Origin of the sequence: Alteromonas sp. 07-89-2 (assembly GCF_013113925.1) — a bacterium.
Classification (GTDB): Bacteria; Pseudomonadota; Gammaproteobacteria; order Enterobacterales; family Alteromonadaceae; genus Alteromonas; species Alteromonas macleodii.
Map to the genome: position 1 here is coordinate 77,055 of NZ_VTYM01000015.1, position 13,942 is coordinate 90,996.

Annotated in this window: 14 protein-coding genes; 5 read left to right on the forward strand and 9 right to left on the reverse strand. The window is 45.1% G+C overall.

Annotation, left to right across the window (positions count from 1 at the left end):
* Window positions 1–305: 305 nt before the first annotated feature.
* The 4 genes from purH to prmA form a co-directional block, all read right to left on the reverse strand.
* Window positions 306–1,904, reverse strand: a complete 1,599-nt coding sequence (purH, locus tag F0261_RS11540) for a bifunctional phosphoribosylaminoimidazolecarboxamide formyltransferase/IMP cyclohydrolase (RefSeq protein WP_171338029.1) — start codon at window positions 1,902–1,904, stop codon at window positions 306–308.
* A gap of 82 nt (window positions 1,905–1,986) precedes the next feature.
* Window positions 1,987–2,280 (reverse strand): DNA-binding transcriptional regulator Fis, encoded by a 294-nt coding sequence (fis, locus tag F0261_RS11545; protein WP_012520109.1) that lies wholly within the window; start codon window positions 2,278–2,280, stop codon window positions 1,987–1,989.
* Between the two features lie 30 nt (window positions 2,281–2,310).
* Window positions 2,311–3,309: a tRNA dihydrouridine synthase DusB gene (gene dusB / locus F0261_RS11550; RefSeq protein WP_014951289.1), complete on the reverse strand. Its 999-nt coding sequence runs from the start codon at window positions 3,307–3,309 to the stop codon at window positions 2,311–2,313.
* 370 nt (window positions 3,310–3,679) lie between these two features.
* Window positions 3,680–4,558, reverse strand: coding sequence for a 50S ribosomal protein L11 methyltransferase (gene prmA, locus F0261_RS11555; RefSeq protein WP_171338030.1), 879 nt, complete (start codon window positions 4,556–4,558; stop codon window positions 3,680–3,682).
* Window positions 4,559–4,846: 288 nt separating this feature from the next.
* On the opposite strand from prmA, the gene F0261_RS11560 reads away from it, so the two are divergent.
* Complete coding sequence (locus tag F0261_RS11560) at window positions 4,847–5,608, forward strand: ABC transporter substrate-binding protein (RefSeq protein ID WP_014951287.1); 762 nt, start codon at window positions 4,847–4,849, stop codon at window positions 5,606–5,608.
* A 129-nt stretch (window positions 5,609–5,737) separates the two neighbouring features.
* Entirely contained in the window at window positions 5,738–7,357 is a 1,620-nt protein-coding gene (locus F0261_RS11565) for an amidase (protein ID WP_171338031.1), read from the forward strand.
* 157 nt (window positions 7,358–7,514) lie between these two features.
* Here F0261_RS11565 and F0261_RS11570 read toward each other — a convergent pair whose 3' ends face one another.
* The 3 genes from F0261_RS11570 to F0261_RS11580 form a co-directional block, all read right to left on the reverse strand.
* Entirely contained in the window at window positions 7,515–7,808 is a 294-nt protein-coding gene (locus tag F0261_RS11570; RefSeq protein WP_014951285.1) for a high-potential iron-sulfur protein, read from the reverse strand.
* Window positions 7,809–8,030: 222 nt separating this feature from the next.
* A complete protein-coding gene (locus F0261_RS11575; RefSeq protein ID WP_171338032.1) occupies window positions 8,031–8,660 on the reverse strand; it encodes a flavin reductase family protein in 630 nt (209 codons plus the stop codon).
* Window positions 8,653–8,844 (reverse strand): CPXCG motif-containing cysteine-rich protein, encoded by a 192-nt coding sequence (locus F0261_RS11580; RefSeq protein ID WP_039221527.1) that lies wholly within the window; start codon window positions 8,842–8,844, stop codon window positions 8,653–8,655. Before F0261_RS11580 ends, F0261_RS11575 begins: the two co-directional genes overlap by 8 nt.
* 193 nt (window positions 8,845–9,037) lie before the next feature.
* On the opposite strand from F0261_RS11580, the gene F0261_RS11585 reads away from it, so the two are divergent.
* From F0261_RS11585 to F0261_RS11595, 3 genes are all read left to right on the forward strand, one after another.
* Window positions 9,038–9,325, forward strand: coding sequence for a hypothetical protein (locus tag F0261_RS11585; protein ID WP_171338033.1), 288 nt, complete (start codon window positions 9,038–9,040; stop codon window positions 9,323–9,325).
* Window positions 9,326–9,442: 117 nt separating this feature from the next.
* Window positions 9,443–11,587, forward strand: coding sequence for an exonuclease domain-containing protein (locus F0261_RS11590; RefSeq protein ID WP_039221529.1), 2,145 nt, complete (start codon window positions 9,443–9,445; stop codon window positions 11,585–11,587).
* Window positions 11,588–11,686: 99 nt separating this feature from the next.
* On the forward strand, window positions 11,687–11,950 hold the full coding sequence (locus F0261_RS11595) for a TIGR03643 family protein (RefSeq protein ID WP_015000000.1): 264 nt from the start codon (window positions 11,687–11,689) through the stop codon (window positions 11,948–11,950).
* Between the two features lie 55 nt (window positions 11,951–12,005).
* On the opposite strand, the gene F0261_RS11600 is transcribed toward F0261_RS11595, so the two are convergent.
* Together F0261_RS11600 and F0261_RS11605 are read right to left on the reverse strand one after the other, a co-directional pair.
* The gene (locus F0261_RS11600; RefSeq protein ID WP_216600789.1) at window positions 12,006–12,470 is read right to left on the reverse strand and encodes a hypothetical protein; all 465 of its coding nucleotides are present in this window, start codon (window positions 12,468–12,470) and stop codon (window positions 12,006–12,008) included.
* Between the two features lie 282 nt (window positions 12,471–12,752).
* Window positions 12,753–13,697: a hypothetical protein gene (locus tag F0261_RS11605; RefSeq protein WP_171338034.1), complete on the reverse strand. Its 945-nt coding sequence runs from the start codon at window positions 13,695–13,697 to the stop codon at window positions 12,753–12,755.
* Window positions 13,698–13,942: the final 245 nt, after the last annotated feature.

The following is a 13,942-nucleotide window of genomic DNA, read 5'->3' on the forward strand; positions in this document are numbered from 1 at the left end:
TTCCTTTTTCTGTCGAGGGTAGGCGAATAACATAACACTATTACTATAAATTACCACGGGTCAGATCAAGCCTATCAGCTAACCCCTATTTGCACTTACGCCTTAGCAGAATAATTCGCAACTCTGTCGCTTCGATGAGATTTCACTACAACCAAGCAAATGACCTCGAGTCTGCGTATTTAAAAGGGTTAAGGAAAAATAACAAACACACAGTAAAGCCACTAAATGTCACTTTACTGCGTGTTTAACTTAGGTGTTGGTGTCCCTCACTAAGCCTGCACTAAAAGGTATTGCGTAAATACTTACTAGTGACGGAAGTGGCGCATACCTGTGAACACCATAGCAATGCCGTGCTCGTCAGCGGCATCAATGACTTCTTGGTCGCGCATAGAGCCGCCTGGCTGAATGACTGCTTTAATACCTGCTTCAGCCGCAGCGTCGATACCGTCGCGGAATGGAAAGAATGCATCAGACGCCATTACAGAGCCTGCTACTTCAAGGTTCTCATCAGCTGCTTTAATACCCGCAATTTTCGCAGAGTAAACACGGCTCATTTGACCTGCGCCCACGCCTACCGTCATACCGTCTTTGCAGTAAACAATCGCGTTAGACTTCACGTATTTTGCTACCTTCCAGCAGAACATAAGGTCGCGCAGTTCATCTTCGCTTGGCTGACGCTTAGTCACAACTTCTAGGTCTTCCTTTTCAACCATGCCGAAGTCGCGTTCTTGTACTAATAAACCGCCGTTTACGCGCTTAAAGTCATAACCTTCAGTTAGCTGACCAGCCCAGTCACCACACGCTAGAAGACGTACGTTTTTCTTCGCACTTACTACTTCTTTCGCTTCATCGCTTACTGTCGGCGCAATAATCACTTCCACAAATTGACGGTCAACAATCGCTTGCGCCGTTTTCGCATCAAGCTCTCGGTTAAACGCGATAATGCCACCAAATGCAGACGTTGGGTCAGTTTTAAACGCACGGTCGTAGGCACTTAAAATATCATCGCCAATGGCCACACCACATGGGTTAGCGTGCTTAACGATTACACATGCTGGCTCTTCGAATTCTTTTACGCACTCAAGCGCCGCATCCGTGTCAGCAATGTTGTTGAATGACAGTTCTTTACCCTGAAGCTGAGTAGCGGTAGCCACAGACGCTTCTTGAACATTGTTTTCAACATAGAATGCCGCTTCTTGGTGGCTATTTTCGCCATAGCGAAGGTCTTGCTTCTTAGTAAGCTGCATGTTGTAGGTACGTGGGAATTCACTGTGCTGGTGGTCACAGTCTGCTTCACAACCTGTGCTGTCTAAACGAGCACCAAAGTAGTTTGCAATCATGCCGTCGTATTCGGCCGTATGTTCAAACGCTTTAATCGCAAGATCAAAACGGGTGTTGTACGTTAACGAGCCATTGTTGTCGTTCATTTCTGCAAGCACGCGAGAGTAGTCCGCCGCATTAACAACAATAGTGACATCTTTATGGTTTTTCGCTGCAGCGCGAACCATCGTTGGCCCACCGATATCAATATTTTCAATCGCATCTTCTAGCGTACAGTCTTCGTTTGCCACGGTAGCAGCAAACGGGTAAAGGTTAACCACCACAAGGTCGATAGGCGCAATGCTGTGTTCTTCCATCACTGCTTCATCGGTACCGCGACGACCAAGGATACCGCCATGAATTTTCGGGTGAAGGGTTTTAACGCGGCCAGCCATAATTTCTGGGTGACCTGTGTGATCCGACACTTCTTTAACAGGTAAGCCAGCGTCAGCGAGAAGTTTAGCAGTACCGCCCGTCGACAGAAGTTCTACGCCAGCGTTATGCAGCGCTGTCGCGAAATCGAGGATACCGGTTTTATCAGAGACACTAAGGAGAGCACGTTTAATAGGTTTTGGTGTTTGCATAAATTTTAAGTTTCTAATGTTGTAGTGTTGAAACAAAAAGAGCACCGATTGGTGCTCTTTGGTGGGCAAAGCCCTTGGAATCTTAGTTCATGCCGTATTGCTTAAGCTTCTTGCGAAGTGTGCCACGGTTGATGCCCATCATGATGGCTGCGCGGGTTTGGTTGCCGCGTGTGTAAGTCATGACTTCTTCTAGCAGCGGCGCTTCAACTTCAGCCAGTACCATTTCGTACAGGTTATCGATGTTTGCGTTATCCAATTGCTTAAGGTACTTGTTAACCGCTTGCTTTACAGAGTCACGCAGTGGCTTTTGAGCTTGCGTTTGTGAAGGCGTAGTTACTGTAGTAGTAAAAGGTGAAGTCACGTTTTGATCGAACATAATACTGTGTTGCTCTTAAGTTAGTCATCACTATGCTGCGGGAGAAATCTGTCGGGTTTCTCGTGTCTGCAGCGCTTGAAAATATGCATTTAGTGCATCGAGTTGCTCATTCGCATCATCGATAGCGTTAAACGTTTTACGAAACTGACGATCCGTATCGTGCTCCGCGAGATACCAGCCCACGTGCTTACGGGCAATTCTCACACCGGCTATGTCGCCATAAAAGTCCTGCACATTGGCTACGTGCTCATGCAAGAGTTCATATAACTCTGACAGCGGCGGTGCTGGTAGGTTCTCGCCCGTTTCAAGATAATGTTGGATTTGCTTAAATATCCAAGGTTTACCTTGCGCGCCGCGACCTATCATTACGCCATCTGCACCGGTGTAATTCAGCACCTCTTGTGCTTTCTCTGGAGAAGTAATATCACCATTTGCAATAACAGGAATTGAAATTGCCGCCTTAATTTGGCGTATGGTGCTGTATTCAGCTTCTCCTTTATACATACAAGCTCGTGTTCTGCCGTGAACAGCAAGCGACTGTATGCCGTTTTGCTCTGCAATGCGGGCAATCTCTACCCCATTGCGATTTTCTGGGTTCCAGCCGGTACGAATTTTTAGTGTCACGGGTACATCAACAGCATTAACTACTGCTTTAATAATCGCTTCCACTGTGTCTGGGTATTGAAGCAATGCAGAACCTGCCAGCTTCTTATTGACCTTTTTAGCAGGACAACCCATGTTGATATCGATGATTTGCGCACCGTTCTCAACATTAAATTGTGCTGCTTGAGCCATAAGCTCAGGATCAGCCCCAGCTATCTGTACAGAGCGAATGCCTTCTTCACCCTCATGATTCATACGCGCTTGTGATTTAGCTGTGTTCCAAACTTTCGGATTACTCGAAAGCATTTCTGAAACAACAAGCCCTGCACCTAAGCGCTTACAAAGTTGGCGAAACGGTCTGTCTGTTACGCCAGCCATGGGGGCCAACATCAAATTGTTTTCTAACTCGTAAGGTCCAATTCGCATTATAAAATGTATAGCTCGCCATCTAAAACTGCACAGAAAATATACACCCGGCTAAAACGGGGCGCTAAGTGTACGTGTTTTCGCAAGGCTTGAAAAGGCTAAAAATCGCACAAAATTTCACTCCGTGGTCTTGACAGTGAAAAAAATCTGTCACATTAGTAAGCTAACGTCGATTTTTAGTTTAAATATTGTACTAAAGTCTTACAGCCCCCGATTTGAAAGGGCTGTAATGTGAAAAAAATTAACAATTAATTAGGCGGTGACGTTCTTTGTCGTACAAATTTTCGTCGCAATTTTGAGGTGGTTTACCGAAAACACACTATTCTAACTGGGCGTAATTTTCACCGACTGGTCGGTTTATCACTCAAACTTAGTGTTTTTTGCCCGACACTCTCGCCCATTCGCCATCTATGGCACTGGGTTCAAGTGTAATATCTTGAGCGTACGCTTCTTCTATGCGCGTAACTTGCTCCGCCAAAATGCCAGAAAGAACTAACAAACCACCTGATTTGCAATAGTTTGTAATAATGCTTTGAAGTTCTAGTAATGGACCTGACAAGATATTCGCCATCACCACATCGGCTTCAAGCTCAGGTTGGTCTTCAGGAAGGTATACATCCAGACGGTCTTCAACGCCGTTGCGGCGCGCATTTTCTTTCGTTGCCTGAAGGGCTTGTGGGTCAATATCAATACCAATAACGCGCTTAGCGCCCAACTTCAGCGCAGCTAACGCCAAAATTCCTGAACCACAGCCAAAATCGACGACGGTTTTATCTGTCATATCTATGCCGTCAAGCCAGCGCAAGCAAAGCGCAGTGGTAGGGTGCGTGCCAGTACCAAAGGCAAGGCCTGGGTCTAACATTACGTTAACCGCGTTTGGATCGGGAACATCGCGCCAGCTTGGGCATATCCACAAGCGCTCGCCAAACTGCATAGGATGGAAGTTATCCATCCACTCTCGCTCCCAGTCTTTGTCTTCAAGTGGCTCAAGCTTATATTTAAAATCAGGGCCTAAGACTTTGGCTTTACCCAAGCGCTGAAGGATGCCTTTCATATCGGCATCAGCTTCAAATAAGCCGACGACTTGTGTATCGGGCCACAGTAACACTTCACCCGGCTTGGGCTCGTACATAGGGGTGTCTTTCGCATCCACATAGGTCACTGCTTGTGAGCCGTTGGCCGTTAGCATGTCGCCTATTGATTCTGCATGTTCAGAGGAGGTATTAATTCGAAGTTGTAGCCAAGCCATAGTTATCGTTCATTGAGACCTTTGCGCTTTATTGTACCTTTGCTTGGCAGTAAACAAAATGCAGGCAAGCGAAAAGCTTTCAGTAAATGAAAACGCGATGCTTACAGAGGCATGATCAAATCTAACTTTGGTTTTCAACAGGCTCTCACGTACCCAATAAAACTTGGCTGCTCAATTGATTACGTAAGCCTCGAGAAAAACTAACCTTTTGTCGACTGGTGAAATTCTAATATAAGTTTATATTATGAGAAGGGTATCGTTTAATTTATAGTCTGGTTCATCTGTTGTATGCGCGCACTTTTATCTGCTGTTTGTCTACTGTGTTTTATCATACCGCTTAGCGCGAAAGAGCTAGATGTGGTTGTAGGCTGGAACAAGCCTCCATACGTTATTTCACAAGAACACACCGGCTTTGAAGTTGACTTGGTGCGGGCGATCCTTGCTGAAATGGGATATGGATTGTCGCCTATTTATGTTCCTTTCGGGCGTACGGCAAGGTTATTAAAAGATGACGCCGTTGACATTGGACTTACCCTTAATCCTGCACACACGGTCGATCAAAGCATTCTATCTGAGCCATATATTATCTATCAGAACGTCGTGGTAACACGGGCAGACAGAGAACTGACGATAGACAGTATCGACGATTTGAAAGGTAAAAGCGTCATTGCTTTTCAAACCGCTCAATCGGTATTAGGTGAGGACTTTGGGCGAACTCTCGCATCGCAAACTACCTATATAGAAATGGCACGACAAGATCGTCAAGTGGACATGCTGATGCGCGGCAGTGTCGATGTTGCCATTCTCGATAGAAATATCTTCAACTACTTCAAATCTGCAAACAGTGCTTATGCCGAAGACGCAACCGTCTTTCATGAGCTTTTTCCTATATCGCCTTACAGTGCTGCAATCCCCGACCCAGCGCTAAGAGCCAAGTTCAACGCCACCCTTCGGCTATTTATTGAAGATGGGCGGTATCAGTTACTGCTTGATGAATATAAGCTCGATAACCTCCTTCATAAGCTTCCCGTAGCGGAAACGGCAAAATAATTCTTAGACAGTGAACTATTTCTGATTCAACGTATAAGAAACTAACATTACGTTACCTTCTATTGCCGACAAAAGCTGCATAATAAGAAGGAGTAACAGGCGCTAGGATCATACGTTAAGGAAAGGTTTATGTTGAAACAGGGTTTTTTGCTGGCCGTAGTCGTGCTATGCACTGCATGCGTGTCTCAAGCAAATCATACAGATAAGATTGAGCAATGGTTAGATAAGCCTGCTCACGTTCAGGCGCAAGCTATTGCGAGTGGCGACACGACATCTGCTGAGCTCGTTAGCGGTTATCTTGCGCGAATCGAGCGGCTAGATGAAAAGGTAAATAGCGTTTTAGCGTTGAACCCTAACGCGCTGACCGAAGCGAAGGCCATCGATAAACGACTAGCGAATGGCGAGACGCTTGGCCCTCTGGCAGGTATTCCCGTGCTGCTAAAAGATAATATAGAAAGTAAAGAGATGCCCACCACAGCCGGCTCAATGGCGCTCATTACTAATGACACTGGTCGCGATGCGCCTATCGTAGAAAAACTGAAAGCGGCAGGGGCAATTATTTTGGGTAAAACCAATTTGTCTGAATGGGCAAACTTTCGCTCTGAATCCTCTATCAGCGGCTGGAGTGCAGTTGGCGGGCTTACCCGAAACCCGCATATGCTATCAAGAAGTGCTTGTGGCTCGTCATCGGGCTCGGGCGCAGCCATGTCACTTCGCCTCGCGTCACTTGCCGTGGGCACCGAAACCAATGGCTCTATTATTTGTCCGGCATCCATAAACGGGGTAGTCGGCTTTAAACCAACCGTGGGCTTGCTTTCCAGAACTCACATAGTACCTATTTCTTTCAGTCAGGACACCGCAGGACCAATGACGTCTAACGTTCAAGACGCCTGGCTAATGACGGCAATCATGGCGGGCCCTGATGCAAGCGATAACGCTACACTAGACGCTGAGTCTCACCGCCCTTCTATGCCAACATCGTCAATGCTGGCTACCGATTTAAAAGGCAAGCGTATTGGTGTGGTTAGGTACCGCCAGGGCGATAACCCTCATGTACTGGCTGTTTATGAAAAGGCGTTGAACCAGCTTAAAGCATCGGGCGCGACGCTGGTGGACATCAGTGACTTCTCTCAGCCAGATTCATTTTGGGCCGACTCTTATAATGTTCTGCTGAGCGAGTTCCATCATAGTATTAACGAATACTTGTCGGGGTCGCCGGCAGAGCTCCCTGCAAGGAACTTGTCTGAGCTTATCGATTTCAATAACAAAACAGAGCGCGAGTTAGCGTTATTCAATCAAGACATTTTCGAAAAATCGCTCGCGTCGGCAGCCATTGACAGCGAAAAGTATCAAAATGCACTGCGCCTTATTCAAGACACTGCAGGCAAGAACGGTATCGATACATTATTAGCAAAACACAACGTTGATATATTGGTTGCGCCCTCGAACAGTCCATCATTTCTTATCGACGGAGTATACGGCGACCATTCGCCAGCCGGCTTTATTGGTATAGGGTATTTGGCTGCCATCGCTGGTTATCCGCACCTTACAGTACCTGCCGGACAAGTAAAAGATCTTCCTGTGGGAATTAGTTTTATTGGTGGTAAGTGGCAAGACGAAAGTGTTTTGAAAATAGGTCGAGTCTTTGAAGCAAAACACGGCTTCTTCATTAAGCCTGGCCTTCTGCCTACACGTTTTGACAACCCAGCGTTGAAAGGTATTGAAGATGGTCTTGGTGATGACCGCTAGTGGCAATTTTAAGCCCCAACTGAAACAAAAAAGCCCTTGATTGAACTCAAGGGCTTTAAATGTTGTTCACTTCTTTTCATGCGTAGACTGCAACTTAGATTACTTACATTGCTTACATCACTTTGCACTATGCAAAAGAAGATATACCTCTGCAGGGTTAGCCAGGCTTTTTCACCCAAGCGCTACACCAGCCATCAGCGTTAACAAGCTTATTAGGGAAAATGTTACAAGGGCGGTGTTGTTCGCCATCGGCGCCCTGCACGTACATGCAGTTTGCGCATTTTGCACCTTCAACAGTTGACGACGGTGTGTAGTTCAGTGCTTTTGCAGTAGGGTCATCAGCACTCAATTGTTCTTGAGCCTGAGCACGTAACGCTACACCACCTAATGTAAGACCGATAACCGTCGAGCCAGAAAGCTTTAAAAAGTCACGGCGATTTACAGATTTCATAACATTCTCCTTAAGAGATAGAAACGATAATGATTCTTTTTTATTCAGTACCTTAAACGCAAAAACCTGCCCAAAGAGGCAGGTTTTGTGTATTGTTTAAATACTATCTCTTTTTGAAAAAAGATCGAATGAAATGTCGTATTTTCACTTGATCCAGATTAAATAAAATTCAGAGTGATGCCTCCAGATTACAATCATCAGACCGTTTTTTCTGCTTCAAGTTCACTTTTTAGCTAGGGGAACTCCAGGTTTGGCGTAGGCAAATTGTGCAATACGCGCTGTGCTGTGATAGCTATCTAATCCAGAAATACAGGCGGTGTTTGCTTTTTCTATATCTGCATACCCGTCTTTGTCAATAATGTTCTCTGGCATATGAAGCTCTCGGATTTCTCCAATGACCATTTCGGTCTCGTTGAGCAATGTGAAGTGTTGCGCCACCTTCAAGCCCATCTTAATTTCACTTTCTTTAACAAACGGTGCACTAAAAGACTCGCTAAACTGCGGCGTTAAACCCACTGCTTCAAACTCGCTTTCATCAGGGGCGTAGCGAGCAGATGTTTGGTGTGCCTTGTCTACCCAATCAGTTGACACGTGATTGAGCGTGTAAAAGCCCTGCTGCTTTATATTGCTAAGGGTGTCTCTTACTACAGTGTGTGGGCGCATTATCATGCCTAAAAGTGGTGGATTAGCGCCCACATGAACAACCGAACTTACAATAGCTAAATTGTTGGTGTTACCGTTTGTAGTACCCACCAATGTGGCCGATTTGAACCCAGACAAACTGTTAATTAGGTTGGCACGGTAACGCTGAGTTAGTTCATCAATATCGCTGCGAGTAAATTGTTTAGTCATTCTCTCGTTCAGCCTCTATTTGAATGTCTTCACCGTGCTGGTAAGCGGTAAGCTCTATAGGCTGGCAACACACCTGGCAGTCGAGTACCTGTACTTGGCCAACATCGTTAATTTCATCTATCTCTACATCATTGGGGGCCATACAGTAGGGACATGAAAAGTCCATGGAACGGGTTAAGCTCATATTTAATCGCCTTATTAATCACTAAACAGTTTTATTACGTAATGTTAAGACGAGTGGATTTTCTTTGAAAAGAGCATAGTTGTTTGCGTGGTTGTAGCGCGCAGGCAGCGGCGGTGTCGTTCAATCACCGTTGAATATTAAATTTAAACCGTTGACTTCAATAGCGACCAGCTAGGCAAATAAAGGTGAAAATGTGGCAAATCAGGTGGGAAAATGCCCGTGTTGTAACAGAGAGACGCGCCTTACTTATCACCACCTTATTCCCAAAAAAATGCACCGACGCACCTATTTCAAAAAGCACTTTAGCAAAGCCGAACTGCAGGGCGGTATTTATATTTGCAGGCAATGCCATAGCGGAATACATCGCTTTTATGATGAGATGACATTGGCTAAGCACTACTCCAATTTGCAACTTTTATTAGATGACGAGCAGCTTTCAGCGTTCTTTCAGTGGGTGTCTAAACAGCGAGTACGTGTTTAAAAAGGCACATTTTGTACTTTTAGTAGCGGATGTGTAATTCAATCGCGATGGATTTAATTTGATTAATATGGCTGTATAAATATACACTGTTGGTGTTTTCATAGCCAAAGATACTTCATGCGAAAAGATTTACCGCCACGTTATTACCTCACACACTTTCACGAGTTCCTTAAATTCTTTGAAGGTGCGAACAGCACGCTTTTAAGTGATGAGGCAGCTGATTTTATTGAGCGCTTTAACGCATTGGACGATGACAAAAAATGTATTGTGGTGCGCGCTGCAAATCGCAAGTATGCGGTTATTGACAGAACCCAGTTTAACTACGACGAGATAGTCGAACCACAAGCTCAAATAGATTGGCTTATTGATAGCGGGTGGTTTGGCGACCTTTCGAACGCATCGCTTAATGATATCGCCGGCGTTCTAACCAAAGACGCGTTATTGGCGCTTCTCGCTGAATACGGCAGTACGCAGGGGCTAGCGTCTCTTACTAAGCCTAAACTCGTGACGTTGCTTAATGAACATATCGGTGCTAGAGGCTGGCCAGAGCGCTTCTCGCTTAATAACTACTTGGTGTGCCTATTCGACGATGCGCTTCGCTATTTGCTGTTCATCTATTTTGGTAACACCAAAAGCCGTTTAAATCAGTTTTCTATGCGCGATTTAGGCGTAATGAGAACCCGTTCTGATTCGGTAACAGATACCGCGCGTTTCGACACCAAAAGCGACGCAGAAGCCTCTTGGTTTTACGCAAATCATTACAGTCAGTTAGCTTTTTATAACAATGATATGTTACTTGCCTTAGCGGAAGATGATTTCCCAGCTACAGAAGGTGTGTCAGCCAGTTTCTATCGCGACCAGCTGCTTTACGCGCTTGGGCTTAAAGTGTTGGCGTGCGATAGGGCCAAAGGGTTAGACATTTTAAAACTAGCGCAAAGCGATAAAGCAAAAGAAAAGTGGCTAAGAGAGAGCTATAAAGATGGGAAGGAAGGTGACGTCAAACAAGCACTAGAAGATATTATCGATAACCCTCAATCGGACACGCTTTTAGCATTTGCAGAAGATTTTTATGCCCGTAAATACCATAAAAAACGCACCAGCACAGTTACCGACATGCTTCGCAATGCCAGCCGAACTTTGGATATTGATGTAAGCCAAAATCAGCAAGTGGAGCGTGGAGTGTTAGCGCACTATGCTCGACATGGAATAGAGGGCTGGCGTACAGAAAATCGATTATGGCGCAGCCTATTCGGCCTTACTTTTTGGAAGCAACTTTACGAAGAAGATACGTTGGTTACAGAGTTTGATCGCAGGCCACTATCGCTTAAGCAGAATAACTTTTACGCCAAGTTTGAGCACAGCATTGAAGCACTGTTACAGGCACTCGATAGCAAAGAAAAGCTCCGTTTTCACATCCACAAGATGGCCACAATGCACTATGGCAAAGTGAACAGCCTATTTATGTGGTCAAGCCATTTGCTTACGCCTATAGAAGCGCTAATTGAGCATGGTTCGCTAGGCTCTATTTATGCTTTACTTCGCATGATGTGCAAAGACTTTGAGAGCCTTCGAGATGGCTTCCCAGATATTATGGTGTTTGACGGTGCGCTTCGCTTTGAAGAGATAAAAGCGCCTGGCGATCAGCTTCGCCGAAATCAGTTGGTTTCAATTCAGCGTTTGCAACAAGCCGGTTTTGATGTTGCTGTGACGACAGTGAACTGGGTGCGCGACCCAGCCCAACCCTATGTGGTAGTGGATATTGAGACTACCGGTGGAAACAATAGTTATAACCGCATTACCGAAATAGGCATGGTTAAACTAGTTGGCGGTGAAGAGGTAGACAGATTTCAAACCTTATTGAACCCGCAGCGTAGAATCCCTAGTAATATAACCCGCCTTACCGGTATCTCAGACGAGATGGTAGCAGACGCGCCGCTGTTTGCCGAAGTCGCTGAGCAGGTGGCACGATTTACCGAAGATACCGTATTTGTTGCGCATAACGTGAACTTTGACTATGGCTTCATTAAACAAGAGTTTGCGCGACTAGAGCAGAACTTCAGACGCCCTAAAATGTGCACCGTTCGCGAAATGCGACGCACCTATCCAGGGTTGCCTTCGTACTCTTTGGCTAATTTAACTAAACACTTCCGTATAGAAATGGAGCAGCATCACCGAGCGCTCAGCGATGCCAAGGCTGCCGCCGAACTGTTAAAGCTGGCGTTTGAGAAAGATGATGAACTTGCGGCGTTGTCGTCGAATTAATAAGGTTGTTATTGAAATTTTTAGCATGCGGACACTGAACAAAATGCGCGTAAATGCTGTATTGAGTTGAGTTATAACGTGCATATTGAGATGTAAGAAATGGCATTAACTGAAGAACAAGAATCACGAATTATTGAAATGGCGTGGGAAGATCGCACGCCGTTTGAAGCCATTGAGCGTTTGTACGGGCTTCCAGAGAAAGACGTAATAAAGCTCATGCGTAAAAATCTTAAACAAAAAACTTTTAAAAATTGGCGAGAACGGGTGTCAGGCAGAAAGACCAAACACGCCAGCTTGCGCCCTGAAGGTGTGGATAGAGGCTATTGTCCCTCGCAATACAAATACAAAAGTGCCAACAAGTAATGCTCAATAAGTATTTGTTTGACGTTACCGGATTGACAACGTGAACTAGCCTACATTACTTCTTTGGCGGAGTAATGGTGGTTATGGGTAAAAGAAACGCGGTTAACTGCTGACGTAACGGCGTTGGAAAGATAACCGTATTTTCTGATTGCAAAATACTTTTAGCGTGATGAACTTGGCGTAACAGATTGTGGTAGGTGTCATTGTTCTGCTGTATTGCCTCTACCTTACTCATCATTAATTCAATAAATTCGGCGGGGGATAGGTTGTCGTGTTGCCTTATCTCAAAAGCTAGCGCCTTAAGTACATAGGCTTCCCACTCTTTTCTGTAACTCTCCTGTAATCGCTCAGGATAAAGTGCAAGGTCTGCTATATCTTGCGCTAGGTCTACAATATCAAGGGGATCATCAAAAAGAACGCGAAATGCGAGAAGCACATCGTCAGAGAGGCGAGAAATGGGAAGTTTTTCTTTGAACTGAGCATAGCGGCTTGGCACAAGAACACCTTTTCTATCGGACAACACACATCGCCTTGCGCAGCGCGATTGAATTTAGCTGGCTAACAAGACACGTTAAATTGTAATAAAAGCGCGAGTACGAAGAAAGTTGTTCAGGTTAAAAATACGTAATCTAGAATAATTGAACGTATTTACAGACCAACCCGTAACCTATTATGCACTGTTAAAGTGTGTACGCGTTCTTGCTGTTTGGCCCATCATCTGATGGGCCTTTTTTATGTTGCTCAATGGCGCTCATTTTCTCGGTAGTAATAAAGAACGCACACTTTAACGAGTATCAGTCATTCAACTTTCAAAAGAAAGTTTTACACCGGCCAATAATCGACTGACGCTATCTACCACATCAGCTCTTATAAACCATTCAACATCATGCTTCTCAGATAGCACGCCACTAAATTCCAGAGAGCCGCCGTGACCTGTTCCTAGAAAGTCTTCAATTAATTCAGCGCGCTCACCAAAACTACTGTCTATATAGGAATAGTAAGCAAAATATTCGATAGGATATGATGTGTTAAAAGCGCTTGCAGCGAATTCACCGCTGGTGCCCACTACAACTTTCGCAGCACTTTCATCAGTACGCTGCACTAATTCAATGAACGCGGTATCTTGTTCATTAATACGTAATCGATATTCTGCCCGGGCAAACGTACCGTTCAACATTCTTTCAAAACTGGCTTCGTAGCTATGTCGTTGTCCCATCTTGGCCGAATATTCAATTTCGAAATACTCATCCTCTCCGCCAATATTAAAGGCTTCAGATGCTTCAGCATTTACAAGTTGACCAAAGACTATTTCAATGGCGGTGTCGTTTTGCAATTGCTTCACGTGACGTACCCCCGTTATCCAACCATCTTTCGACAAGCCGGTGGAAGAAACACGCCCTTTGTAAGTTGGAATAATGCCTAACTCTGTTTTCCCTGACTCAGATTCATGCCTTAAGTATAGTCGCCTTGCGTAGAGATAATCAGTGTTGTCGCTACCGAATGTATTGTGGCTTGATGAAAAGTCATCACCAGTTACCACAAAGCTGTTTACTGACCACGCTGAAGTGATGGCAAGAGAGGGATAGTAACGCAGTCGATATTGTTCGCGGCTTGGGCGGTTGGAACGATTATCGTAACGAACTTGAATATCTAGCTTCTGTGAGAAGGTGGGCGCTATTTGTTCTGCATGCGCGTTAGTTCCCGCAATGGCTATCAGCGGTAAAATAAACAAAAAAGGATTTCGCACCTGTTTAACCCTAAACAACATGATTAAGTAGTTTATACATTAAATCTTTTTATACCAATCCGCATAGATAATTGCCCACTCAGAAGGCGCTGGCAAGTTTCCTAGCGAAGCGTGGGAATGCAGGAATGGCTGTTCCCTTTTAAATTCCCAGAATGAAGCTAGGAAGCTTGCCAGACCTTCCCGAAGGGCGAGTTTAAAATGTCCGTACTCTTTGTTGTGTCACCTTGATGTAGAACCACTATACC